The organism is Ruegeria sp. BE3 (assembly GCF_056538865.1).
On sequence record NZ_JBQFTW010000017.1, the window covers coordinates 19530 to 44845 of the forward strand.

At 56.0% G+C, this 25316-nt stretch carries 21 protein-coding genes and 1 tRNA gene; 10 read left to right on the forward strand and 12 right to left on the reverse strand.

The annotated features are described in order from the left end of the window. Positions 1-34 precede the first annotated feature (34 nt). Positions 35-598 (reverse strand): elongation factor P, encoded by a 564-nt coding sequence (efp, locus tag ACR0AZ_RS21015; protein WP_420586640.1) that lies wholly within the window; start codon positions 596-598, stop codon positions 35-37. Positions 599-816: 218 nt separating this feature from the next. Between efp and ACR0AZ_RS21020 the strand changes: the two genes are divergently transcribed. Further along, positions 817-1137 carry a DUF6280 family protein gene (locus ACR0AZ_RS21020; protein ID WP_170572372.1) on the forward strand — a complete coding sequence of 107 codons (321 nt, stop codon included), beginning with the start codon at positions 817-819 and terminating at the stop codon, positions 1135-1137. Between the two features lie 73 nt (positions 1138-1210). Here the strand turns inward: ACR0AZ_RS21020 and ACR0AZ_RS21025 are convergent, their stop codons facing one another. Beyond that, complete coding sequence (locus ACR0AZ_RS21025; RefSeq protein ID WP_480470245.1) at positions 1211-1780, reverse strand: cobalamin biosynthesis protein CobQ; 570 nt, start codon at positions 1778-1780, stop codon at positions 1211-1213. Between the two features lie 59 nt (positions 1781-1839). Between ACR0AZ_RS21025 and ACR0AZ_RS21030 the strand changes: the two genes are divergently transcribed. Continuing rightward, entirely contained in the window at positions 1840-3297 is a 1458-nt protein-coding gene (locus tag ACR0AZ_RS21030; RefSeq protein ID WP_480668179.1) for a cobyric acid synthase, read from the forward strand. Between the two features lie 3 nt (positions 3298-3300). Here ACR0AZ_RS21030 and ACR0AZ_RS21035 read toward each other — a convergent pair whose 3' ends face one another. The 3 genes from ACR0AZ_RS21035 to ACR0AZ_RS21045 all read right to left on the reverse strand — a co-directional run bounded on the left by ACR0AZ_RS21035 (position 3301) and on the right by ACR0AZ_RS21045 (position 6296). Further along, positions 3301-4053, reverse strand: a complete 753-nt coding sequence (locus tag ACR0AZ_RS21035; protein WP_480470247.1) for a hypothetical protein — start codon at positions 4051-4053, stop codon at positions 3301-3303. Positions 4054-4127: 74 nt separating this feature from the next. Beyond that, complete coding sequence (locus ACR0AZ_RS21040; protein ID WP_480470248.1) at positions 4128-5546, reverse strand: TolC family outer membrane protein; 1419 nt, start codon at positions 5544-5546, stop codon at positions 4128-4130. Between the two features lie 96 nt (positions 5547-5642). After that, entirely contained in the window at positions 5643-6296 is a 654-nt protein-coding gene (locus ACR0AZ_RS21045) for a protein-L-isoaspartate O-methyltransferase family protein (RefSeq protein ID WP_480668180.1), read from the reverse strand. Between the two features lie 225 nt (positions 6297-6521). Here ACR0AZ_RS21045 and ACR0AZ_RS21050 point away from each other — a divergent pair. Further along, a tRNA-Cys gene (locus tag ACR0AZ_RS21050) sits at positions 6522-6595 on the forward strand. Positions 6596-6610: 15 nt separating this feature from the next. Here the strand turns inward: ACR0AZ_RS21050 and ACR0AZ_RS21055 are convergent. After that, a complete protein-coding gene (locus ACR0AZ_RS21055) occupies positions 6611-7726 on the reverse strand; it encodes a tyrosine-type recombinase/integrase (RefSeq protein ID WP_480668181.1) in 1116 nt (371 codons plus the stop codon). Between the two features lie 595 nt (positions 7727-8321). Between ACR0AZ_RS21055 and ACR0AZ_RS21060 the strand changes: the two genes are divergently transcribed. The 4 genes from ACR0AZ_RS21060 (at position 8322) to ACR0AZ_RS21075 (ending at position 13251) form a co-directional block, all read left to right on the forward strand. After that, on the forward strand, positions 8322-8951 hold the full coding sequence (locus ACR0AZ_RS21060; RefSeq protein ID WP_480668182.1) for a helix-turn-helix domain-containing protein: 630 nt from the start codon (positions 8322-8324) through the stop codon (positions 8949-8951). 385 nt (positions 8952-9336) lie between these two features. After that, positions 9337-10362 (forward strand): DNA-methyltransferase, encoded by a 1026-nt coding sequence (locus ACR0AZ_RS21065; protein ID WP_480668183.1) that lies wholly within the window; start codon positions 9337-9339, stop codon positions 10360-10362. Between the two features lie 3 nt (positions 10363-10365). Further along, positions 10366-11970: an McrB family protein gene (locus ACR0AZ_RS21070; RefSeq protein WP_480668184.1), complete on the forward strand. Its 1605-nt coding sequence runs from the start codon at positions 10366-10368 to the stop codon at positions 11968-11970. A gap of 15 nt (positions 11971-11985) precedes the next feature. Beyond that, on the forward strand, positions 11986-13251 hold the full coding sequence (locus ACR0AZ_RS21075; RefSeq protein WP_480668185.1) for an McrC family protein: 1266 nt from the start codon (positions 11986-11988) through the stop codon (positions 13249-13251). Between the two features lie 122 nt (positions 13252-13373). Here the strand turns inward: ACR0AZ_RS21075 and ACR0AZ_RS21080 are convergent, their stop codons facing one another. The 6 genes from ACR0AZ_RS21080 to ACR0AZ_RS21105 all read right to left on the reverse strand — a co-directional run bounded on the left by ACR0AZ_RS21080 (position 13374) and on the right by ACR0AZ_RS21105 (position 18893). Continuing rightward, positions 13374-13937, reverse strand: a complete 564-nt coding sequence (locus tag ACR0AZ_RS21080) for a metallophosphoesterase (RefSeq protein WP_480668186.1) — start codon at positions 13935-13937, stop codon at positions 13374-13376. Positions 13938-13990: 53 nt separating this feature from the next. Then, the gene (locus ACR0AZ_RS21085; RefSeq protein ID WP_480668187.1) at positions 13991-14554 is read right to left on the reverse strand and encodes a GIY-YIG nuclease family protein; all 564 of its coding nucleotides are present in this window, start codon (positions 14552-14554) and stop codon (positions 13991-13993) included. Positions 14555-14779: 225 nt separating this feature from the next. After that, complete coding sequence (locus ACR0AZ_RS21090; protein ID WP_480668188.1) at positions 14780-16243, reverse strand: relaxase/mobilization nuclease domain-containing protein; 1464 nt, start codon at positions 16241-16243, stop codon at positions 14780-14782. Continuing rightward, positions 16240-16602, reverse strand: a complete 363-nt coding sequence (locus tag ACR0AZ_RS21095) for a plasmid mobilization protein (protein WP_480668189.1) — start codon at positions 16600-16602, stop codon at positions 16240-16242. Before ACR0AZ_RS21095 ends, ACR0AZ_RS21090 begins: the two co-directional genes overlap by 4 nt. Positions 16603-16690: 88 nt before the next feature. Then, positions 16691-18169 carry a type IV secretion system DNA-binding domain-containing protein gene (locus tag ACR0AZ_RS21100; RefSeq protein ID WP_480668190.1) on the reverse strand — a complete coding sequence of 493 codons (1479 nt, stop codon included), beginning with the start codon at positions 18167-18169 and terminating at the stop codon, positions 16691-16693. Between the two features lie 13 nt (positions 18170-18182). Then, the gene (locus tag ACR0AZ_RS21105) at positions 18183-18893 is read right to left on the reverse strand and encodes a helix-turn-helix domain-containing protein (protein WP_480668191.1); all 711 of its coding nucleotides are present in this window, start codon (positions 18891-18893) and stop codon (positions 18183-18185) included. A gap of 507 nt (positions 18894-19400) precedes the next feature. On the opposite strand from ACR0AZ_RS21105, the gene ACR0AZ_RS21110 reads away from it, so the two are divergent. The 3 genes from ACR0AZ_RS21110 (at position 19401) to ACR0AZ_RS21120 (ending at position 25297) form a co-directional block, all read left to right on the forward strand. Next, positions 19401-21257: an SLC13 family permease gene (locus ACR0AZ_RS21110; RefSeq protein ID WP_480471909.1), complete on the forward strand. Its 1857-nt coding sequence runs from the start codon at positions 19401-19403 to the stop codon at positions 21255-21257. 358 nt (positions 21258-21615) lie between these two features. Next, positions 21616-24210, forward strand: coding sequence for a coiled-coil domain-containing protein (locus tag ACR0AZ_RS21115; protein WP_480668192.1), 2595 nt, complete (start codon positions 21616-21618; stop codon positions 24208-24210). Between the two features lie 31 nt (positions 24211-24241). After that, the gene (locus ACR0AZ_RS21120) at positions 24242-25297 is read left to right on the forward strand and encodes a TAXI family TRAP transporter solute-binding subunit (RefSeq protein WP_480668193.1); all 1056 of its coding nucleotides are present in this window, start codon (positions 24242-24244) and stop codon (positions 25295-25297) included. Positions 25298-25316: the final 19 nt, after the last annotated feature.

Here is a 25316-nt window from a genome sequence, read left to right on the forward strand (position 1 = left end):
TGTTCAGCCCCTTTGGTAACCTTCCGGCGCAGTGTCAGGCGCGCTCGGAATAATCCATGGTCTCGGTGTTCACTACGATCATCTCATCCTGGCCAATAAAAGGCGGAACCATGACCTTGACGCCGTTGTCCAATATCGCCGGTTTGAACGAGTTCGCAGCGGTCTGACCTTTGACCACCGGTTCGGTTTCGACGATCTTGCAGGTTACTTTCTGGGGCAACGTGGCGTTCAGTGCTTCGGATTCATAGAACTCAACAACAATGGTCATGCCGTCCTGCAGAAACGGACGACGCTCACCCAGCAGGTCCGAAGGCAGCTCGATCTGCTCATAGGTTTCAGAGTCCATGAACACCAGCATGCCGTCAGATTCGTACAGAAACTGCTGATCCTTCTGCTCCAGGCGTACGCGCTCAACTTTATCCGCTGACCGGAAACGTTCGTTCAGCTTCGAGCCATTGCGCAGGTTGCGCAATTCGACCTGCGCAAAAGCGCCGCCTTTACCGGGCTTTACGTGATCTACTTTGACCGCCGCCCACAGCCCGTCGTTATGCTCAAGCACATTGCCGGGGCGAATTTCGTTCCCATTTATCTTGGGCATGACTTAAATCCTTCATAAACGGTTGATGCGTCAGTTGCCGTCCCTATATCTGGCGTGACCACACCTGACAAGACAACGAGACCTAGTGCTGCAACCGCAGCAAGCCATGCAAATGACGCAACGCAACTATGCATTTTAGGTGTATCCGAATCGCACCTAATAGGTCATAAGGACCGTCACGCCGAAAATGCAAGAGCAAGAACAACAAGGAAAACGAGATGAGAGATTTCGTTGACGGCACTGCCTTTAACAACGAGCAAGGCAATCGTGCACGCAAACTTTTCGCGGCCGTTGTACTGGCTGCTCTGGACGACGCCATCGCCGATGACAAGAAATACGGTAATGGTCCTGAACAAATCGCCCGTTGGGCCCGTTCGCGCGATGGGCGCGAAGTGCTGTCCTGCGCTGGTATCGACCCGAACGAGCGGGTTGTCGATGGCCTGATGGAATTCGTAGGCCGCGGTGTGCGGACCTCGGTTGCGCTGTCGCGCGAGGAAAGCGAACGCCGGAATGCAGCACAACAGGCAGAAGCCGCCTGATCACGTTCTGTATTTCGTGCAAAAAGCGCGCCCTCTCAGCAGGGCGCGCTTTTTCGTTGCCGACCAAGAAGGTTCAGAAAAACAGCAGCCATTGCCGCGCGACCCAAAGCTCAGCAGCGAGCATCAATGCAAATACCAGCTTGGCTGATGTTGATAGCCCTCGGCGCCACAGAATTCCGTAGGACCCGATGCACATCGCAATGGAAATCGGTGCGATCCACAGCGCATGGTGCGCGCTGTCCCAATAGCTGAACGGACTGTGAAATACCCAATTGCTGAACGGCCAGAAATGCGGTCGCCCGTCACCCGCATGCAGCAGGAAATCCAGTGCCAGATGCAGAAGGCCTGCCGACGCGCCGACCGTCAACAGATGCCATCCACGCCAAAGCCCCAAGGCCAGAGCCATCCCCCACAAGAAAAAGGAGTTGTCGACGGCAAAAACCGTCTGCCAACCCGGAGAGAAGTAGAGCTGCCCAAACACGACCTGTTCTGGGATATTGAGCAGGAACAGCGACACCCCTGCCATCAGATACAAGGACAGATCAGGCAACAGGGATCCCCCTACCACCGCCCACAAGACGGGCCCTCGGGCCGGGCGGGCAAAGGCGGCAGCGCCAATCAAAAGATGCGCAGGTGTGTTCATCTAGGCTTTTCCTTTGCCACCAAATCAGGTCATCTGCGCATCAACATAGGAGAGGGTCCATGGCGCGGTCCATCATGATTCAGGGCACTGGCAGCAATGTCGGAAAATCGGTTTTGGTGGCCGGGCTGGCACGCGCCTACACGCGGCGCGGGTTGAGGGTGGCGCCCTTCAAGCCGCAGAATATGTCGAACAACGCTGCCGTCACCGAAAACGGGGGTGAGATCGGGCGTGCTCAGGCGCTACAGGCGCGGGCTGCGAAACGGCCAACCCACACGGATATGAACCCGATCCTGCTCAAGCCCGAAACCGATACTGGCGCTCAGATTATCGTTCAAGGCCAGCGTGCAGGCACAATGCAGGCGGGTGATTATCGCAAAGATAAATCCAAACTGCTGAACGCGGCGATGGAGAGCTTTGATCGTTTGTGCGGTGATGCCGATCTGGTTCTGATCGAAGGTGCAGGCAGCCCCGCCGAAACAAACCTGCGCAAGGGGGATATTGCCAATATGGGCTTTGCCTGCGCCGCCGACGTTCCGGTGGTGCTGGTCGGCGATATTCATCGTGGAGGTGTGATCGCCCAGATCGTAGGAACGCAGGCGGTTTTGGACGCCAAAGATGTGCAGATGATCCGGGGCTTCGCCGTGAACCGGTTTAAAGGCGATGTGTCGCTTTTTGATGAAGGGCGTGACGATATCGCCGTCCGCACCGGTTGGCCCTGTCTAGGCGTGGTACCGTGGTTCCATGACGCGTGGAAACTTCCCGCTGAGGATATGATGGATATCCGCTCGCACACGGGTGGAGACTGCAAAATCGTAGTGCCTCAGCTGGAGCGGATGGCGAATTTCGACGATCTCGACCCGCTCTCGGCTGAGCCGGGTTTGTCGGTCGAGATTATTCCAGCCGGCCATCCCCTGCCCGGCGACGCGGATCTGGTTCTGCTGCCGGGCAGCAAGTCAACCATCGGCGATCTGACTTATTTCCGCGCACAGGGCTGGGATATCGACCTCTATGCGCATGTGCGCCGGGGTGGGCATGTTCTGGGGCTCTGCGGCGGGTATCAGATGTTGGGCAAGACTATCTCTGACCCCGATGGCGTGGATGGCCGCCCCGGCACGGTCGATGGGCTGGGCCTGCTGGATGTCAGCACTACGATGGTGGGGCAGAAGCAAGTCACACTCCGCAACGCGACCGCCTTACCCAATGGCGAACCGGTAAGTGGTTACGAAATCCATATGGGCCGCACAGATGGACCGGACTGCACCCGCGCATGGCTACAAATCGAAGGACGGCCCGAAGGGGCCGCAAGCGCCGATGGTCGGATACGCGGCAGCTATCTGCATGGAATCTTCACCTCGGACGCGTTTCGCGCCAGCTATCTGGCGCAATTGGGTGTGAGCGCAGAAAACGCATATGAGGATGGGGTCGAGCAGGTTCTGGACGATCTTGCCGACCATCTGGAGAAGCATATGAATCTGGATCTTTTGCTGGCGCTTGCGCAAGAACCTCGGCGCGGTTAGCGATTATTTGGCGCTTTGCCCCGCAATAGCCCGGGCAATCTCGCGCCGGACCATTTTGCGCAGGTTGCGTGTGATCCGTTCCCCGAGCGCGCCCTGCAGCTCTTCCCTGACGATCTGAGTCACGATTTCGCGCAGTTCCTCTTCGCTCAGGTTCAACACAGAAGGCTTGGTGGCCTTATCTCCGGCAACAGCTGGGGCGCGCACGAAGGTCGCGGCCTGTTCTGCCTCGGGTTCGGTGGTTTTGGCTTGAGCGAAACCATTTTCAACCGGCCATTCAACAGCCTTGGTCCTGGTTCCCGAATAGTCGTCATCGCTTTCGCCATCGGGTTCCCACTGATCCTCGGTCCGTGCGATAGCGGCTTCCAGGGCCTCGATCTTGGCGCTCAGACTGCCAGCCAGATCGCGTTTGGGGGCCTCTTCTTGAGCGACCTTTGTCTTCGCGTCGCCCTCGCGCACGACATCACTGGGTTGCAAGCGCATCGGTTCGGCAGGGGATTGAGGCGCATTCGCAGCCTCCGCAGGCGCACTCTCTGGGGCGCTGTGCCGCGGTGTTAATTTGAGCGGCGCAAGCTTCTCGGGCATCAGCGGTTCGTCGCTTACGCGCAGCGCATCGGTCAAAACGAGCCGACCCGGCTTGGGTGCCGGAGCGGTTGGGATAAAGATAAATTCTGATTCCTCATGCGTATCTTCGTTGACCAAGCGTTTGACCGACGAAAGAACGTCCTGAGAACCGGTATTTACAACACTATCTGACATAATTCACTACCGCTCTAAGCCTAAGTCCGATTGTAGCCAATCCGGACCCTCACCACAACCGGTAGTGATGCCACTTAGTCGCGGCGCAACGCCTTGAGCACTCGATCCAGATCACGGCTTTGCTTGCTGATCTGCGACGGGGCCTTCTTAACCAGGTTGTAATACAGCGTCGGATCATAGATCTGAACGGCCAATCCCAGGCGCTCAGCAGTCAGCAACCCCTGAGCCTGCAGCAACTCATACGCAGCGCGGGACCGTTCCGTGCGTGACGCCACCTCGGCCAGTTGCGCATCCAGCAAATCCTGCTGCGCGTTCAGAACATCCAATGTGGTCCGTGCGCCCAGAGTTGCCTCTTCACGGATACCGTCGAATGCGACCTGCGAGGCGCGAACCCGTTCGGTCGAGGCCCGCAAGCTGGCTGAGGCAGCCTGAAATGCCGCATAACGATCCGTGACTCCCTGCGTGATATCTTTCTGCACATTCAGCAGATTTGCGCGCGACGCATCTCGTGTCGCCATTGCGCGACGCACAGCCGCGGCCAGCCCACCGCCGGAATAGATCGGCTGATTGAAGTTCAGCGAGATCGTCGCGTCGTTGACATAGTTGTCGTTGTCGTAGCTTTCCGTAATGCCCGCATCCGCGTTCAAGCTGACATTCGGACCCAGATTTGCGCGTTGTTGCTGCACGATCAGGTCCAAAGCGCGAACCTGATGCTGCGCTGAAAGGATGGCAGGGTGGTTTCGCTGCGCCAGATTGATCGCATCGCCCTCTGATCGCGGGAGATTGGGCAATCTCGGCTGACCTGCCGTGCGTCCCGGCGCCTTGCCGACCGCGTTTACATATTCGGCCTGCGCGATGCTCAGGTTACCGCGGGCGACCGCCAGATCCGCCTGCGAGCTGGCAAGCTGCGCTTCCGACAGCGCCACGTCTGTACGGGTGACCTCACCAACTTCGAAACGGTCCTGAGAGGCACGCAATTCTTCCGCAGACACTTCGACGTTGTTCACGCGAATCGCCACGGTTTCTTCCTGCAACAGCACGCCCAGATAAGCATTCGCCGCGCGGATCAGGATTTGTTGTTCGATATCGATCAAGGATTGGCGGGTGGACAGCACGGTTTCCTGCGCCGACTGTTTTCCCAGAACAGATGCCCCACCATCATAGATCAATTGACCCAAAGTAAGACCACTGAAAAAGTTCGATGGCTCATTCGTGGTGACAATTCCACCGGTGCGCGATCGTGTGTAATCCCGGCTCACCTGTACCGTCCAGCTGATGATCGGGCGCAGCGCAGAGAGGGCAATTGCAACGTCTTCATCCGCTGCCCGCAACAAAGCGCGGTTCTGTTCAAGTAGGCCGCTGGTGTTATATGCACCGATAAACGCATCGGTCAGATTATCCGCCCAAACCGGTCTTTCGGGCACTGCACTCAATGCAATACCAGCTGCCAAAGCCAATCCTTTGACCAGCTTCCCTGTTGCCGTCCCGCGCATCACCAAATCCTCTCAAATCGAAATTACGCAACCACCAAGGCAGTTTGCGCCGATGTTTTCAAGTAATCAAGGCGTCAAAAAACTTCTATTTATTAACTATAGCGAAAATGCACACTCAGCGCAAAAAGCGGGTAAAACCGGGGCGCTGGCATTAAAGGCATAGCGCCAGGATACTCGGCCCGAGGATTTGTGACCGATTTTTACTGTGCCCAAATCGCCTTCCATAAACAGACAGACAATCCGACCACGATCTTTGAGCTGATCCAGCAGAGTGTCGGGCACCTGTTCCACCCCACCCTGGATCATGATCACATCATAAGGTCCGTGCTCGGCTGCACCCTGCTCTAACGGGCCTGTGTGCACGATCGCATTGTCGGCATCCGCTTCCATCAGCAAAGATTGTGCCTCAGCGGCCAGATCCTCATCCGATTCAACGGCAACCACCAGTTCTGCCATGCGCGCGGCTACCGCGGTCGAATATCCAAGTGCCGGAGCGATATCCAACACCACTTCGTCGTTGGCGATATTCAAAGCATCAAGCATCTTGGCCAGCGTCCGGGGTTCCAACAAGCAACGTCCGGCACCCAATTCGATCAGATCGCCGACATAGGCGGCCTCACGCTGCGCATCTGGCACGAAGTTTTCGCGCTTAACGGTCAGCATGGCATCAATGATCGGAAATTTGGTCACGTCCGAAGGCCGGACCTGCGTATCGACCATAGTAAGGCGTCGTGCTGCGAAATCTGTCATGTGATCGCTCATTCTTTTTCGCTCAGTTATCGGGCTTGTGCCACATCCGACCCCCTGCGGCAACGGGCCAGAGCGCAAATCCGTCCGCGGCAAAAAAGACCTGCCGACACGGCGTCGAATTCGCAGACCGGGACCCCAGAATTGCATGTTAGGCTCTGGACCTTCATTTAGAAAGCTGTTAGAACCCCACCCACACCACGGCAAGTGATTGATTTCACTGGGAAAGGCGAGTTGGCGGAGTGGTGACGCAGCGGATTGCAAATCCGTGTACACCGGTTCGATTCCGGTACTCGCCTCCATTTAATTTCAAGCACTTAGCTCTCTCCTCTCTTTGCCCCATCGGGGGCGTTTACAATAGCGTTTACAGTTTTGCCCTCGCGGCGCTGCTTTTCGCGCTCCAGTAAGTCGAGGACTTCCGCGCTCTCAGCAGGCGAAACGGCGGCATAATGCTCGATCACAGCGGCTGCATAGCGAAGCGACCAACCCATGTGATTTGCGATTTGGTTGAGACCCAAACCGGCCCGGAGAAGCCTTGTGGCTGCCGTTCCGCGCGTATCTTGGAGCCTCAGCGTTGGATCGCTCAGCTTGTCGGCTATGCGGTCCCGGTATCGCGTGATGGCTCGGCTGGCTGACGTTGGCCGGAGCGGCTTCCCCCGGTCATTGACCAACAAAACAAACTGATCCGCAGGTGTTTCATCAATCAACTGCCGAAGCTCGGGCGTCACAGGGATATGTGCCACTCGCCCCCGCTTCTGAGTTCGCACCCGAAAACGATCCATACCGTCAAAGCTTTCAAGGTTGCCTAGCGTCAGACGCACGAGGTCAGCTGGTCTTAGGCCGGTCTCGCATGCGAGCGTCAAAACCCTCTGCACCCAACGCGGCGCGGCCTCCTTCAATGCTCGCTGATCCGCATCGCTCCAAACAATCTCCGCCCGATCAACAGCATAAATGCGGTGCAGCCGGTCACAGTAGTGTGCCGCGATCTTACCCTCATCCCGCGCCCAGTTGAGAATGCGCACTGCGACCGTGCCTGCGTAATCATGCTGCTTCGGCGAGTCTTTCCATTTCGCACGCCACTCGTTGAGTTCACCACGCGACTTCGGGTTCTCCCAAAGCTTCGCCGGATCATCAGCGAACTCATCCGCAAAGCGCAACGCCCACTTTCTATAGTCGGCCTGTGTACGTTCACCATTAGGCATTGCTGTGCTGTCTAAGAAATCGTCCACCATGTCTGGCGTCATGTATTCGGTCGCCGACCGCGCTTTGGCTGCATCGGCGAAGGCAATGAGGAACTCGGGCTCACGCGGCTCCTTCGTTGTTCCCGTCCAGAATTTCGGTCCGCCGCGCCACGCATAGAAATGAAACCGATTGCCTTCGGTTGTCGCGCGACGAACACGATGCACGCCCTTCGGAAGGCTACCCCGCGGCACGTCTTGCCCTCCTTGCCTCGACAAGATCAGTCTCGTTGCTGCTCCGGTCGATGTTGGCCTGCAAACCCTGTGCTTGATCGAGACGCGCACGAACCAGTTTGGGGTCATAGAAATTGGGGTTCCGGCGCACAGGGGTTATGCCGAGGTTGCGGCAGAAGCCACGAAAAGCATCGTTTGGAGCTGCAAAACCTAGAGCAGCCGCCAGATCGTCAGATGAGACCAGTTGGATGCTATGGGCCCCGAACTCCATCTACTAACCTCGTTGCTTGAGTTGTCGCGCTTCGGAGGCGTCGAGTTTCAAGAGATTCTCGATGTGCCCTGCGCTCAAAAGCATGGCACGGCCAAGCGAATAGAACTGACCATGCTCTCGCGCTTTCGATCGCAGCGCCCTTGGAGATACAGAAGCGCCTGACTTGCTTAGCTTTCGACACCATTCCTCGGGTGTAAGCATGTTATCGAGTCCATCCACTTGAATTGCCTCCGTCAGGTTGCTTTCTCCAAGTTTCTACAACTACTTGCACGCTTCCACACAAAACTACTGGCCTTCATAACCTTATGAGTCTATGAGAACATTCGTTCCCACTTGGATCTGATCATGACTGAGGAAGCAAACCCCAAAGCATTCAAGTTCGACTCATCTAGGCGTCGACGGCGGACTACTTGGGATGCAAAACACCAAACAAAAGCCGTTAAGGACTCCTACGATGAAAGGATGGCGGTGCAACGGCAGGCGCTACTTGCCGCCAGTCGAAGTGCTCCATCCATCGCGAATGGCCTCAAGAACTACCGCAAATCACTCGGACTGTCGCAAACTGCCTTCGCTGAAAAATTCGACATAACTCGAAGAGCTCTTTTCAACTACGAGAATGGACTCCGCGCCGTGGGGGGCGAACTTTTGGAGCGCATCGTAGCGTGCGGGGATGTGGAGTTGTCGGACATATTTGGGTTGCCGCCTGAGCCAGCAACAAAAACCTTGCGGTTAGATGACGCCCGCCTGGCCCTCGACCTGTACGCGGCTTGCAAGGCCGAGTATCCCTCGGCACCAGACGAAGACGTTCGCGCCTATGTGGTCCTAGAAACCGCCAACTGGCCTTTATCATTGAAGAGGACAGAGCTAGCGATCAAAAGGATCGCAAGGCGCGCGATGGATCAACTTTCGCATCAGCTAATGCTGAAAGAGGAGCATGCGTCTTCTGACGCAACCGCAACACAATCCGCCGACTAGATAATACTTAGGCCGACTTCGACATCTCATCGATCCTGGCCGCAGCACGCTGAATGCGGGTACGTCTTCTAGACTCATGTGTGGGGCCAACTTTGCGGTACACGAGAAGCTCCGCCATACGGAAGGTGGATCACAGAAAGCACAAACACCTCGTTTGCCCTCCATCAGCTCTAGTGATAGTTGCCAGAGTGCTTACCAACCTCTACAGATTGTGTAAGCAGACAGGGGCAATAAGAAGATTCGTCGACAATGAGAGCAGTGATAACGCCAGGGCACACCCGGCGATATGGCTCCCAAGCATACACCGATGTTCTTGTTATGTTCACACGCAGTGTGTATCAATCACACGACATGCGCGGCCGTAATTGAAGGATACAAGAACACAATGGATACTGCCTCTTCCCCCGTAATCACCGAAGAACCCGAGTCATCTGCCTCATCTCCCAGCGTTGAGCAGGCATCTTCCCGTTATGCATATACTGCCAAATCCGGTCATTACGCTGGACTTTTGCATGGTGACTCCGCCTCCATGCTCAAGACGCTGCCGAGCGATGTCTTCAATGTTGCTGTTACCTCACCGCCCTATTTCTGGGTGAGGGATTACGGCTTCGATGGCCAACTCGGCCATGAAGAATCCGTTGAAGCCTACACTGACGCGTTAATGGGTGTGTTTGATGAGGTGAAACGCACGCTGCACCCCGAAGGCGTTTTCTTTCTCAATATTGGCGACACCTATTATTCGGGTAATGGCCAGCCTCATGGCAGCGATCCCAAATGCTCTTCCCGAAACTTTCTAAGAAAGAAAGTGCGTCCGGTGGACGTCAGCGGATGGGATATCCCCAAGAAGAGTATGATTGGCATTCCGTGGAAGGTCGCGTTTGAAATGCAGCAGCGCGGATGGACGCTCCGCAGCTCCATCATCTGGAACCGCTGCAATGCCTTTGTCGAGCCAACTGCACGCGACAGGCCCTATCGCCAATATGAGTTCGTGTTTATGTTCTCCAAAACACGTTTCTACAGCTTTGATCGTTCAAAGCTTGTCGAAGAGGACGTCTGGAATATCCCCATTGAGCGCAATCGCCGGGCCAAGCACAACGCTGCATTCCCCTCTGAGTTAGTAAGGCGCTGCATTGAAGTGGGCAGCCCGCCAAATGGCCATGTGCTTGATCCCTTCGTAGGTAGCGGCACAACAGCTCTTACTGCAATTGCTAACCATCGCAATGTCGTCGGTATCGATATGAGCGATGATTACATCGATTACGGCCAAGGCATGATCGAGGGCGAAGGATACCAGGCTTCGTCATGGGATAATCTGCAGCAGCGGCTTCAGCAACCATCCGCGCTTTGGGATGAATGGGCCGGAAACCGCCAGAACTTCCGCAAGCCGGGGACTAAGAAGAAAAAAGAGTGACCTGTGCAATACTTCGATATCCCCACCATTAAGACCTCTATCGAAGCGCTTCAGGGGGTCAGTGCGAATTGGCTGATCCCCGCTTTTGTATTTGCGGCCAATGATGTTGGTACGGACGAGCTCGTGGATATGTCCGCAAAGCTCGGAACCGATCATTTTCTGGATCGCTATTTCAATGCCAGCCTTGTCGGGATCGATCCTTTCCCGTCAGGCAATAACCTTCTGCGGCCGCGTCTGAAGGGTATCCGTTGGGATCGCGGCGACTTTGCTGGCGATTACATGATCCGGCAAAACACCAAAATGTGGGGCAATCTCTTCTCCAGCCGTGGCTACCGCGAAATGCGAATGCAGGGCTATCTGGAGGGGGAGAAAACCACCACACGGCTGACCGATGCGTTTCAGGGAGCCTTCGAGGCCGAAATTCCGGCCACCTTCCAGTTTGAAGACTACATGGTCTGGCTCTTTGCCTTCAAGGGCTTTCCAAATGAGATAGATAGCTGGCAAGGACTATACGATCACCTCGTCAAAGACGAGCTGGAGCTTCAGGACTTTCAGGACCCCTACAAAGGACGCTTCAAGCTCAGAGCTGGACGGCAGTGGCCTGAAACCATCAATGAGCGTCCAAGCGATGAAGCGTTCATTTTAGACCTCGCCCCGCGTTTGGCGGCATACCTGACGGAGCCACCCGAAGCGAAAGAACCGGAAGAAGATTCCGCCAAGAAGGAGCTGATGAGCGCAGATGATGCAATTTTGGCCATCATCCTTAATGCCATCGCCAAGAAGACCAGCCATTCTTTCTTGCTTGCTGGCCCCCCTGGTACAGGAAAAACCAAATACGCGCATGACATCGCTGCCTTTCTCACCAAAGGCGACGAGGCCCGCGTCCTGTTCCTCCAATTTCATCCGGCCTTTGGCTATGATGATTTCGTGGAAGGCTTTCGTCCCGTTGAAGCCAAAGGCGATGATGGCGAAGTCAAGGGCGTCACCTATAAGCTCGATCCGCGTCACTTTCTGACCTTCGCGAAGAAGGCCAAGGATGATGAAAGTAATGACTATGTTCTTGTGATCGATGAACTGAACAGAGGCGATGTTGCGCGTATTTTCGGTGAGCTTCTCACCTATTTGGAGCTGGATTACCGCGACAAGGAATTCACTCTCGCCATCTCCGGCACCAAAACCAAGCTTCCCAAGAACCTGATCGTGCTGGCTACTGCGAACCCGTTCGACCGATCCGTTACCGATCTGGACGATGCGCTCTTGCGCCGCTTTATCGTTATCACACTGGAGCCAGACAAAGCCTTTCTTCAAAAATTTCTCAAAGATAATGGCGTTGAAGACCGCGTTCTGTCACGCACCCTGCGTCTCTTTGATGTCCTGAATGAAGCCTTTCCAGCAGGTTTCGGGCATACGAATTTCCTGAACGTAGAGACCATCGATGATTTGGCCGATGTTTGGGAGGGGCGCGTTAAGCTAGGCTTGCAGCGCACATTGTTCCATGATCGCCAGAGATTTGATGGTATCAGGGAAGAAGTTGATCAATTGCTCAAGGTCGATGAACAAGCTGAAGCCGCTGGCGATGATGACGGCGAAGCACCTGCCGAAGCTTAAGGCGAGGCAGTATTTATGACTGAGCCCCGCACACTTGAAATTCAAGAACGCGGCCAGAGATTCTTCCCCCGCACTGATCTGGTGGATGATCGAGGGCATTCGCTTGTTCTTCCCGAAACCCGCGAGCTGAAAGCCCTTGAATTCAAAGATGTTGCCGATGGCGTCAATCTTCAGGCGCTTGGGCTGATCGGCTATCTCCCCCTTACCAGCGCGATCACCCTAAACATCGTTCCCAAGTTTCCAATCCAGAACCTTTGGACCATGCTTGAGGTAGGCGGCGAGACCTATGATCGCATTCTACCAACCATCCGGCGTTACCAGGCGACCGACCAGGCCGCGCCCATTCAGCTTTTGGCGCGCAGCTTTTGTCACTATTTGCGCGGTGCTCTCTCGGCAGGGTTTGAGCGGAGCTACTACCCAAGGACATCCGAAGGCTTCTACAAACCACGCGTCGAGTTTGGGCCGACGATTAGCCGATATCTTTCTCGTGGCAATCCCATCGAAACCGTCTCGGGCGTGTTCGAGTTCGGCCTCGACAGTCCCGTCAACCAGATCGTCAAGGCGGCCTGCCTGCGCTTTGCAAGGGTCTTGCCCTATGAGAAAGCGTGGGACGAAGAACGCCGCCTGATCCACCTTGCTCTCGACACTTTGCAGCGCGTGAAGGAGCACGAGCCAAACGGGCAAGATTTCTTTCTGGACGAGACCGTATCCTTGCGGCTTCGCGGAAACTATGAAGGGCTGTTGCGTGTCTACCAGCTTCTTCTGACAGGCGGCGGGATCGCTTTCACCTTCCAGCCCGGCGGGATGGAGCTTCCGTCGTTTCTGTTTGATCTTGAAGATATTTTCGAGCGCTTCATCCGGCAGACATTTTTGCAGGCACTGCGTCCACAGAAGATAGCCGTTCTGGATGGCAACAAACATCAGGGACGTCTGTTTGAAGACAACAAAACCTATCCCACAAAGCCCGACCTGATCTTCAGGCGCGGCAAAAAGAACATCATCGCTCTAGGTGAAGTGAAATACAAACCAAAGATCAAAGAAGCAGACCGATATCAGATCATCAGTCATGTTACGGCCGCCAAATCGCCTCTTGGCATTCTGTTTTCACCCGCCAATGAAGGTGAAAGCCAACGTCTTGATCGTATCGGACGGCTAGCCACGGGTGCGCAGTTCTACCACTACCGCGTTGACATCAGAGGCGACATCAAGGCCGCACAACAAAAAATGGTGCAGGACGTATCGGCGCTGCTGATGAAAGCGCTCGAGGCTACTCCGGCATAGACGAACCAGCTCTTTTGCACCCGTCCTTCTGAGCTAGATTTGAACGCTATGATGGTTTCCGACCGTTCTTCCAAACATCGCGGACATTTCAGCTCTGATCTTCAAAAATCTCTTTGACAGGATCAACGCAGATCAGCCCCATGCTCCACATCAGCCCAATGCGCATTGACGGGGAGCGTCTTGGCACGTTGCTCGACTTCTCTCAAAGTCACCGGAACATATCCCCACACGTCCACGCCAACATTGACCGAATTGCGGCTGCCGAACCATTGTCCATGAACATGCCCGAAGAGCTGTAACGCCCCCTTTCTCGCTCGATGCCAGGTAATCATGGGGTAGTGGCAAAGCACTGGATTTGGCCCTTTGCCATCGGCCACTTCCGTCAGGTCCGCCACGCTGGTCCATGGCAGCTCACGAGTTGCTTCCCCGTCGTGATTTCCAACGACAAGATGCTGCTCGGCTCCAGGCAGCCGCGCGAATAAACTAGCCAGCCACTGACGATCTTTCGCCTTTGGGCCGAATGCAAAGTCTCCAACTATCCAAAGCACGTCTTCGGGACCAATTTTAGAAGCAAGGTTCTCCAAAAGCACGGCATCCATGTGGCTCGCCGATTTGAAGGGACGTCCGCTATGCTTGATAATGTTCTCGTGCCCGAAATGCGTGTCTGCTGTATACCAGTGGGTCATTTCTACCTCAGTAATCTCTCAGGCCGCCGCGATAACTGGCCTGTCTTTACGCCTTAACTCGGTATTGGATCTCCAAATCGCCATGAGAGACCAAGATCGCGGATCGGCTCAAAGGTCTGATCGCAGATTCGGTACCGGACGGCGCCTTTTCCGCACCTAAGGCGTTCGGTCAACTCGCAATCACAAAGAAAATTCATGATGGCCAGGACGTCAAAAAACGAGATTGACGTCACCGAAGACAGCTCACCAGCATCCAACCCGGCAGAACCTACGCTTCTTTCGGCTTCCATTCGTAGGCTAGTCCAAATCGACATCACTTCAGACCTGGTGGGGGGCCAGTCTTCGGCCCAATCAAGCTGACCGGAAAACGGGCCCTTGGAGCGTTTATTGTATGCTGGGTTTTCAACCTTGATCGCCCTCCGCTCAGCCTTCAACGCACGTTTTTCGTTCGGAAACCACTCAACTTTGATCTCCGACACTTGCATCATCCACGGCTTTTTGGCGTGCCGCGCCGTCCGGCCAGCGACGTTCAAAGATACCCCGACATACAACAGCCGGAGTTCCTCATCGAAGCATCGATAGAGCCCGCATGTTTCGTTTGCACAGTAGACGCTCATTCGTTTCATCCTTTTTTGTCTTAGGTGAATAAGATTACTCGGCTTGTTTTCAGTTCGCCCCTTTCGGACCAGGCATTAGTCTTCAATAAGTTCCAGCCACATCGCGATTTCGGGGCAAGATACTGTTATTGTGAGGCAATTTTCTCGCCTCACTTTGCGCCCATCGTGAAACAGTTGAACATATTGACTGATGAAGAGAGTGAACCAGCCGCGAAGGACAACGCATCACCGGTCGCGATCCGGCGACTTGGCCTTCTCGTTGAAGCTTCTTTGCGATCTCAATGTGGCAAGCGCATTTCGGGCTCTGATCCCGTTTTCGCTTCTCGCAGTTGAGTTGCGCCCTTTTCCGGCAACGTCTCTTTGGCTTTCCATTCCCTTTCCCTCCATATGAGTTCGCAAATTCTCCAGCGGACCTGCTCGGTCGCGTTTTGCGGATGTCTCATTTTGCAAGTCTGGCCTGCCGGTATCCCGGCGCGTGTTGCGCCACTTTGATTGCAGTTCACCACGCTCGACCTTCTGTCGCGTCATGAGGACGTGACGGTCCGCGTGAAAACGGGCACATGCGTCGCGGTAGTCTTGCAACCGACCCTCTTGAAGTTGTTTTAGCTTCGGCATGAAGGGCTGATCATGCCACCGCTTGAAGGCTTCCAGTTCCTGCTTCTCCAAGCTTTGGATTGTTGCGTTCCTGAGCTCCGGATTCTGTAGATTGATCCAAGTCAGGCGCGCTAAGCCCGCGTTCTTGAATTCCTTTTCTCCTGATGCGCGCTGCAACTGAGCCGCCTGGATGGAAAGAGAAAACCTTCCATAGAATGTACTGTCGAGCTTCTCGAACTCGCGCCGTCGACGCTGCTTGTCACGACCGTACTGCTTCCAAAGGCCCTTATGCTGTTTGTTGAACTCCTTGCGCGCATCACGGAACTTGTTACGCCAATCTTCTCGTAGACCGCGCTTCTCGGCATGGTAGCGAGCGCTCAGATCGGCCCGCTCCTGTTTGTGTCGCGCCCGTTGCTCTTTTGAACGCTGTCGCAGGTTCTGCGTCCGGCTGCTGTCTTCCCGCCGCAGATGTTTTCGTCGGACGTAGTCTCGCCGTTCGTCAGAGTTGTAGCGTTGTCTTAGCCGATCTTGTCGCTCATGCTTTGCCGCCCGGTTGGGGCTCACGATGTTTCCGCGATCTCGCTCGTACTCGTAGGCCCATCGATCCAAAGCGCGGTTTTCGTTGGGGCCGCATTTGGCCAGCTTGCCGGTTTCTGGGTTCACGCGATTGACCACCAAATGAATATGAGGATGTCGCGTGTCGTTGTGGCAGACGATGACGGCTTGGTGTTCCTCCAAACCGATTGCCCTGAGCGCCCCATTGGCCGCCCGCTCCATCTCGGCGCGGTCGAGAGATGCGGCCTCGTCTGGATGCCATGACAACGCGAAGGTCTTCACAGGTGTCTTCGCCTTGCGACCTGAAGCTTGAACGCCCGCTTGCTTCTTCAGCCGATCCGCATCCTTCGCTGTCGCAACCATGACAGCAGTAGCGACATCGGGTCTGTCCGTCGCGAGGTTGCGCGTCGATGTCCAAGCGACACGATCCCCGCTTGCGCGATGCATGGTGTCGCCCGGCTGCTTTCGGTCGTGCATGTAGTACGCCATCGCGCCTTTGAAGCTCATGCCGGGGCTGTGATCCGCGAAGCTGTGATTCATGGATCGCCTCCTGCGACGAGGCGCTCGATGGCGACCTGAACCGCTGACAAGGTTTGTCCGAAAAAGCGCGGTAGAGGTTCTCCCCGATTGGCTGCTCGGGCGATCTGGTTGAGGTTCACACCGACACGGTTCAACTCAACCAATGCTTCCGCATTCACCTGCTGAGGCTTGGTCGAGGCGGCAACGCGATGTCCGAGGATCGCACGGCGACAAAAGCCGGAAAGCGATAGTCCCGACTGCGCGGCACTCACCTCGACGCCCGCCCGCTCGAACGTGGTCAGGCGGATGCTGACAACAGTCTCGCGTCCCTCCCCTGGCGCGGCCTTGGGTCGGCCAATAGGCTTGCCCAAGTCAGTCATTGCGACCTCCTGAATGAGGCTCGCGTCGCGCAGCGACAAGCGTTTTTGTTTACAAAAACTATGCTTGCTACCCAAGTCCTGAAAACGGTCATGACTGGTAGACCGATATGGGCGTGAGGTACGTGGTTTCCTGCCCGGCCAGCTTGACGAAACCTTGCAGCGTGGGGAGGGCAGTTATCTCAGAAGCGAGTACGACGCGCGCCACTTCCTCGCTGACGGACCGGTTTGTCGAGCGTTTGCCGTCACCGCCGGACGATTGTCCTAGCTTCATTATCTGAAAGCGGGCGTCGCCAATCAGTCGCGATTGCCGCTCGGCAGACACGGCGTCTGTGGCGCGCAGGATGACCTTATTCGACAAGCTGTTGGTGATCGTGATTGCGCCGTTGCGACCGTAGAGATGTTCGACCTGCTCATAGTTCTGGATGCCGACCACGACTCGGAAGCCTGTCTTCCGAAGCTCGGTGACGGCCGTCTTGAGCGACGGAATTTCACCAAGCCCGGACAGCTCATCAATGATGATCCACACACGATTGTCACGGTTCTCCCCCAGATCGCAGACGGTCGTGATGATCTGATCCAGCCAGCATGAGATGAGGTTCTTTGACTCTGGCAGCTCGCGCTTGCGATATGGAATGAAGATCGACGGGCGGTCATGGCCCTTTTCGACCCATTCCCGAACGGAAAAGCTGCCAGGCTTGAGATGCTCCCAGAACTTCAAGGTCTCGTAGAATGTCATGCGGACATTCCCGAGCGCCTTGTCATTCACGCCAAGCGAAGACGCAGATGTACCGTGTATGAACGGCGCAAGAGCTTCCGCATCCGCACCCGTCAGCAGATGGAAAAGCTCTTGGTGGTCGAACCTGTCGCCCGCATCCTTCACAATGCGCTCGTAACCGCGAGCCGTCGCTGCGAACATCGCTTTGGCCATCGCATGCCACTGCTGCGCCTCTCCCGCGCCGTCCCCGACGAACGATTGCGCCAGAGCCGACCAATCGGAGGGAGAACGCACCTCGTTTTGCGGCAACCAACCCGGCGAGGCGGGGTCGAACGGCGACAGAATGATGTCATCCGGTCGTCCGAATGATTTCCAAATGTCGTAGCCTGTATCGACAACCACAACGGTGTCTCCTCGGGCTCTCAGGAAGGCAACCATGCTCTTGAGCAACTGCGTCTTTCCAGTGCCCGTAGCTCCCTCGATGAGCGTATGGAGGGATTCAAGCTCCGTCGGCATGGTCACATTGCCCAATGGCACGCCTTTGGCCTCCATGGGCCGCTCCTGGATGCTGACTTGCGCGCCGCCTTTGTGCACCCTCTGAACACTTGGTGTAGCTGGCGAAATCATCAGGTAGACGATGCCGAAGATGACCGAGAACAGGCCTCCCAGAAACATCAGAAAGACGCCTGGCCAGCCGCTTGGATCGTTCTGGCCCAATGGTTCCATCAGAAAACCGATGGTCAGCAGCGCGCCGCACGGGAGCAGAAGAAATCGGAGGATAAACTGACGATACTGCCGCTGATAGGCGATGCCTTCGTTGTGCGCGATTTCGGCTTCTTCTTTGGTGATCATTGATTGCCCTCCTTCAAGCCGCGACGGCGAGTTCGGGCGCGCTGCGGTGCGCCTCGATCAACTGCCGAACAAGTTCGATTTGCTGGTCTCTAAGATGGGTCCCGCGCCTTGCAGGACAGAGGTCGGGAAGCTGATAGCATCGCCGTCCTTCATGGATCACTTGGGGCAACGAACGATGCAGTGATGGCAGTCCGTACGCTCTCAGAGCGTCGTCCCACTCCCGCTCGAAGTATCCACCTCCGCCGGGGACGAACCTGAGTGCCTCGCCGGACTGCCTGCCATTTGGCAGGTCCGGCGACTGCGCGAGCCGTGCCTTTTGTTCTTTGGATTGTTCCTTATAGGAAGGCCCATGAGTGCCCCCTTTTTGAGGCACGGATGAACCCTTTTTTTGATCCGAAAGGCCCACCTGCGCACCCTTTTTCTTCGGGCGGAAAGGCACAATCCTATAGGGTGAGCGCAGGATGTACCGCGTGCGATTGCCTGCGCCACGACCCTCCGTGCGGGACAGCCAGCCAGCGGCGACCAGTTCCTTGATGGCGCGCTTGACCGTTGAAAGCGCCATCTTGAGATACTCGGCCAGCGTCTTCATCGCTGGATTGATCTGGCCAGTCTCGTCATTGGCGAACTGAACCGACAATGCAGCGGCGACAACTTGAGAGGATGAGTTGAGGGCATTAACCTGGAGGACCGCCTTCAACCATTCAAAGCGATTGAGCTTAGACATGGGCACCTCCCGCGATTGCGTTGAGGGCCGCGAACGGGTAAACATCGGTTGTAGATTGAAGACCAAAGCCGTTGAGGTGGGTGGCCGCCCCCTCGACGGTTTTTCCTTTCTGGGGACTTGCAAGAGCCCGAAAACCGTTTACCGTTTCGGTGTAAGCTGTTGATTTCCTGTCGTGAACAAACGGGGTCCGTTTACAGAAAATCCGTTTGGAAACAGGCCCCACTGGCGGATTGCAAATCCGTGTACACCGGTTCGATTCCGGTACTCGCCTCCAAATACTCTCAAATTCATAGCACAGGCCTGCGTGGTTCGGACTGGTGACTTGATATCTTCCACCTCCAAAACGCTGGTTTCGCCAGAGTGGACCGCGAGACATCAGGTTGCTTGTGATTGAGCTTACTTCCAAAAAACCATGACAACTTGCCGGGCATCACCTAGAAATACGAGTTACGCTCTCGACGAAAGGACCCTGGTGACCGCGTGGAACAATTGACATTCACCTACGAAATGGGCGTCGTCTGCGCGCTGCTGGCTTTTACTGTATTCCTCTTTGTTTCGGAAATCGTCCGAATTGACCTCTCGGCCATTCTGGTCCTCGTTCTGATTGGCCTTCTGAGCTATTTGCCTGGTCTGGGCAATCTGGCGGACGTCCCGCACCTGTTTGATGGATTTGCTTCAAACGCGGTGATTTCGATCATCGCAGTTATGATCGTTGGTGCCGGTCTGGACAAAACCGGCATCATGAACAAGGTCGCCGCAGTCATCCTGAAGTATGGCGGAACGGCCGAGAACCGGGTGCTGCCGATCATTTCGGGGACCGTAGGTGTTATCTCGTCCTTCATGCAGAATGTGGGCGCGGCAGCGCTGTTTCTACCGGTTGTCAGCCGAATATCATCACGATCCGGGATCCCTTTGTCGCGTCTGCTGATGCCGATGGGGTTTTGCGCCATCCTCGGCGGTACGATGACCATGGTGGGGTCGTCACCGCTGATCCTGCTGAATGATCTGATCCAGACCGCGAACGACGGACTGCCGGACGATCAAAAGATGCAACCCTTTGGATTGTTCTCCGTCACTCCCATTGGCGCTGCGCTGATCCTTACCGGTATCGCTTATTTTCTATTGCTGGGGCGCTGGGTTTTGCCGGGCGACGCAGGTTCGGACAGCACCGGAACCAGTCAGGGGACACAGGAATATCTACAGCGCGTTTACGGGCTGAAAGCGGATGTATTCGAAGTGGTTGTCCCGGCAGACAGCCCGCTCGTGGGGCAGATTCTGGCGGATATAAATTACGAAAACCATCTCTATATCATTTCGACTTTCTATCGCGGTAAAACCTCGATGGTGCAGGTGTTGACAGCCGAGATTGCCGCCCCGTGTCGGCTGGCCATTGTGGGGCGCCGATGGGTGGTTGAGAAATTCGCCGAGAAATACGGGCTGACAGTTCTTCCGGATCTGGATGTGTTTGTCGAAGAGTTCGCCCCCACCAACGCAGGCATCGCCGAAGTCGTGGTAACCCCGGACAGCAAACTGATCGGAAAGTGCCCGCGCGAGCTGTTGTTTCGCAAGACCTATGGGATGTCCCTTCTGGCAATCCATCGCGGTGAAGAAACGCTCAGCCATGTTGAGACCGAGGATCACGAATCCACGCAGATCGGGCTTGAGAAGTTTCACGCGGGCGACATGTTGGTGGCCCATACCCGTTGGGACAACCTGATGCGGATCAAACGGGATCCTGATTTCGTTGTTGTGACTTCGGATTTTCCGCAGGACGAACTGCGCCCGCAAAAGGTGGGTTGGGCGCTTGCTTTCTTTGCGATTTCGCTATCGATGATCCTGTTCACCGATATCCGCCTCTCTCTTTGCCTGCTGACCGGAGCAGCCGGGATGATGCTTTCAAAAGTGCTGAGTGTTGATGAGGCGTATCGCGCTGTGGGATGGAATACGGTCTTTCTGCTGGCTTGTCTCATCCCCTTGGGTCAGGCCGTTCAGAATACTGGAACGGCGGCGTGGATAGCCCAACAGATCATGACCATTTTGGACGGTTGGCCAATTTGGTCGCTACAGACCGGCGTAGCCATTCTGGCCACCGCATTCTCGCTCGTGATGTCGAATGTCGGGGCGACGGTTCTGCTGGTTCCTCTGGCGGTATCGATCGCTGTCGCAGCGGGCGCCAGCCCGGCGCTTTTCGCGCTGACCGTGGCGATTTCGACATCGAACAGTTTCATAATCCCCACCCATCAGGTGAACGCGCTGATCATGGGGCCTGCCGGTTACAAAGTGACCGATTTCGTCCGCTCGGGCGGAGTGATGACGTTCCTCTTTCTCATCGTTTCACTCGTCATGCTCAACCTGCTGTTCTGAGCATGTTTGGGTTGGCGAGTTAACACACGCCACACGGTCACGCGGGGTATGTCCGGCGCGTGACCAAGGGCGTCAGATATATCGGCCGATACATCCCGTTCGCGCAGGACATCGATTGCAACGGCTGCAAGTTCGTTCAGTCTGCCCCGCTGACTGGGACGACCTGCCGGTTCTGATTGAGCTATCGCCGTTGGCGAGCGCCCGGCGGACCGGCGAAACCGCCCACTGGATACTCAAACTGCAAAAAAAGATGGATTTTGTGGTTATATCTTCTGACCTTCGGCAAGGCTGGGGTTAGACTTTTTCACAGATGTGTGAGAGATTTAACGAGCCGCTTTTTGGTGTGGAGAGTGGATATATGGTCCCGTTTCGGTTGTTTGGTTTAATTGTATTCGTTCTGGTCATGGGAGCTTGGACGCCAGTTGCTTTGGCGCAAGATACCGAAAACCCGTCAGCCGATACTGAAGAGCCTCCGCAAACTGCGGCGACGTTGCGAAAGATTCTGGCTCTGTTGGAAGAAGAAATCACCCGTGCTCAATCTACCAAATCCGGATTGATCGAAGATATCGCCAAAGCCGAAGCCGAACTTTCCGAGCTACAGGCGCAGATCACGTCGGTGGATTCTGAACGACGTGACAATGCCTCGCGACTGGCTGAACTTGAAGAAGCACGCGGCCTGCTGGAACAGGAAAGCGAGGCCAGCCAGAACGCAGTTGCCGAGCGGCGGCAGGAACTGGGCCAACTTGAGGCTTCAACACAGGCCGCTGAAGTTCGGCTTGCCGACCTCAATGTGCAGATTGAGACAGCAGCGGCCGAGGTTGGCAATCTGGAGCAAGTAAAGCTCGAGATGCGCGATCTTCTGACCAAGATGGAAGCCGACCGGATGTTGGCCGGTGAGCTTGCAGCCGATGTAGAGAATCTGACCCGCAGCCAGTTAGAGGCGAATACCGAGCTTGATGCGCTGAAGGAAACACTGGCACAAAACAGGTCGAGCCTTGAAGGTGTAACCTCGGACCTCGCTGAAAAACAAAACGAACTTGCGCAGATCGCTACTACGCTAGGTGAACAGCAAGCTGAGATGGCGCAGGGGCAGGCAAGCCTGTCCGACCTTCGCGAGAGCATTGCCAGCGCGACAGAGGATCTACAGGGTCTTCAGAACGCGGTTGACACCCGGCGCGCCGAGGAAGAGGCGCTGACAACTGCAATCGCGACGGCAACAGCGCGCGAAACGGAACTCAACGCTTCGCTCAATACGCTTCAACAACAAGAGACAGCATTACGTGACGAGATTGAGTCGCTGACCTCGGAAAGCAACGCGCAGTCGCAGAATGCCGCGGAAATCGCTTCTGCGGAACAAGCTCTGCAGGCGCTTTCCGAACAGAAAGCCTCGGTGGATGCAGAACTGGCGCGCAGTACGGAACAGCTGGAAGGCCTGCGCACTAATATGAGTGAGACCGAAGCCGCATTGGAAGCAGCGCTTGGTAGCCGATCATCGGCAGAAACAGAGTTGGCCGCGATACAGGAAGAGCTTGAGACGGCGCGAAGCGAGCTTGATCAGGCCCAGACTGAACTGGCCGAAAACCGTGAAGCAATGTCGGTCGAAATGGCGTCTTTAGAGGACGCTCGATCGAGTGCCGAGGCTGCCGTAGCAACCGCTCAGGAAGAACGGGCCACTGCAGAAAACCAGTTGTCCGAAATTCAGAACCAACTTGCTGCTTTGCAGGAACAGGAAACCGAGACGCAGCAGCTGGTCACGGACAAGTCCGCGATTGAAAGCGAACTGGCTCAAGCACGGCAATCGCTTGAGGCCATCCGCGGGGAAATCGGCGAAGCAGAAGCCCAGCGGGCAACTGCGACCGAAGGGCTTGAAGCAATACAGGCCCAAACTGCCTCGGCCCAGGATAATTTGACCCGGCAAGAGGCCGAATTGGCCGAGTTGAACACGGCCTTGCAAACCCTGTCAGACGAAGTTAGCTCGGGAGAGCAAAGCAAGGTAGATCTCTATGCTTCACTGAACGATCTGCGCACCGAACGAGAGCAAAAGGCTAGTGAGCTTGCCGTGGCGCAAGAGGAGCTTACGCAATTACAAGCAGCAAATGATACGCGATCACAGGAGGCAGCCGATCTTGAAGCTGCTTTGGCAAACCTTCGCACCGAGTCGGAATCGGTAACCACAAGCCTTACGGAGGCGACCAGCGAGCGCGATTCAGTCAGCGCGCAGATTTCAGAACTTGCAGCCCAACGCGATGCATTGCTCGCTGAGACGGAAGCCGCTGCCGAGGAGCGCGACCGCGCTGCGGAACTGGTTCAACAAGCTGCAACGGCTGAAACGGAATTGAATGCGGTTCTCGATGAAATCGCCATTGCGCGGGATGAGTTGGACCGCGCCAACACCGAAACTGCCGAACTGATATCTGAACGCGAGACCGCGGCGTCCGAGATTGCGGAACTGGCTGAGATCAAGGCCCAAGCAGCACAAGCCTCGCAGGCCGCGCTTGAGGAGCAACAGACCGCATTGCTGCAAGCCGAAGCGCAGGTGGCCGACACACGGGCTGAACTGGAGGCGCTTCGCGAACAAGCGTCGTTGTATCGAGGCCAACTGTCGAACCTTGCCGCAAGTCTGCAGGCGTTGGAGGCACCGGCCATTGCTGAAACAACGCAGCCTGCACCGGTTGCAGTCGCGCCTGATGAAGAAATCGCTGTGGAAACGCCGGAGCCCGAACCGCCGGCTGCCGAAATCAGCCGGGCCTCTGGTCCGCAGATATCCATTGACGTTGTACGCACGGTCCTGAGCGGCGCACCCGGCCTCGGCGGCCTTCCACGTGGTGTCGTCGACGCGCTGGCGGCGGAACTGGCAAGCGGAACCTGTGCAGTCGACGCTCTTCAGGCCGCTACCGGAACAGTCAATCGCCAGATGCTGCTGCATTTGGTGCGCTCAGGAGAGTTCTGTTAGTTTCTATTGGTGATTTAGAGGGAGGTAAGACATGAATTTGTTCAGGCTGGGGAAGCTGCTGACCAGAACCGTCCTATTGGCGGGCCTGAGCCTTGTGCTGCCCGCGACTGCTTCGGCATTCGAGCGCAATATCCTGACCGGAGGGCCGACAGGCACCTATATTCAGATCGGTGGGGATCTGAGCGGTTTGGCCGCATCCTGCGGGATTGAGTTGAATGTCCGCGAAAGCGCCGGATCGCTCGAGAATTTTCTGGGCGTCCGTCAACGTCGCCACACTCAGTTGGGCATCGTGCAAAGCGACGTGCTCGAATATCTCAAAACCTATTCCAGCGAAGACCCCGAGATCGCGCGCGCCATTTTCGGCGTCCGCATCGCATTTCCGCTCTATAATGAAGAGGTGCATATTCTTGCCAAGCGCGACATCAACACTCTTTCGGACCTGAATGGTCGCAAGGTTGCGGTGGGCGTTGAAGACAGCGGCACCTTTCTGACCTCCTCTCTGGTTTTGGATCTGGCTGGTGTCACCCCGGCTGAGCGTCTGACCATCAACGCCGATACATCGCTGCAGATGCTGCTTGATGGCAGCATTGATGCATTTTTCTACGTTGCGGGCGCGCCGACAAAGCTGTTCCAGACCGACCAGATCGACCCGGAAAAGCTGCATCTGCTCTCTGTGACCGATCCGACTCTCTCTGCCGTTTATACACCGTCCCAGATCGAGGCCGGCACCTATCCATTCCAGCAGGAGACCATCGACGTGGTGGCGGTAAAAGCGGTACTCATGACCTATGAGTACACGCCAGAGCGGAACGGTTATCACCGGGCCAGCTGCAACTCTGTCGCTGATGTAGCGCATCTGATCGCGAAAGAATTCCAGACGCTTCAGCAATCGGGTCATCCCAAGTGGAATGACGTCGATCTCAACGACATTCCACCGGGCTGGAACATCGCACAATGCGTGAATTTGGGTCTGAGCGAGAATTATCAGCTCGATTGCGGTCCAACCGAAGTGCCCGCACAGACATCCATCGAAAGCGAAGCCAACTCCGCCTATCGCGCCCGCATTTGCGCGGTCATCGGATGTTAAACAAGGATCGGGCTGGAGA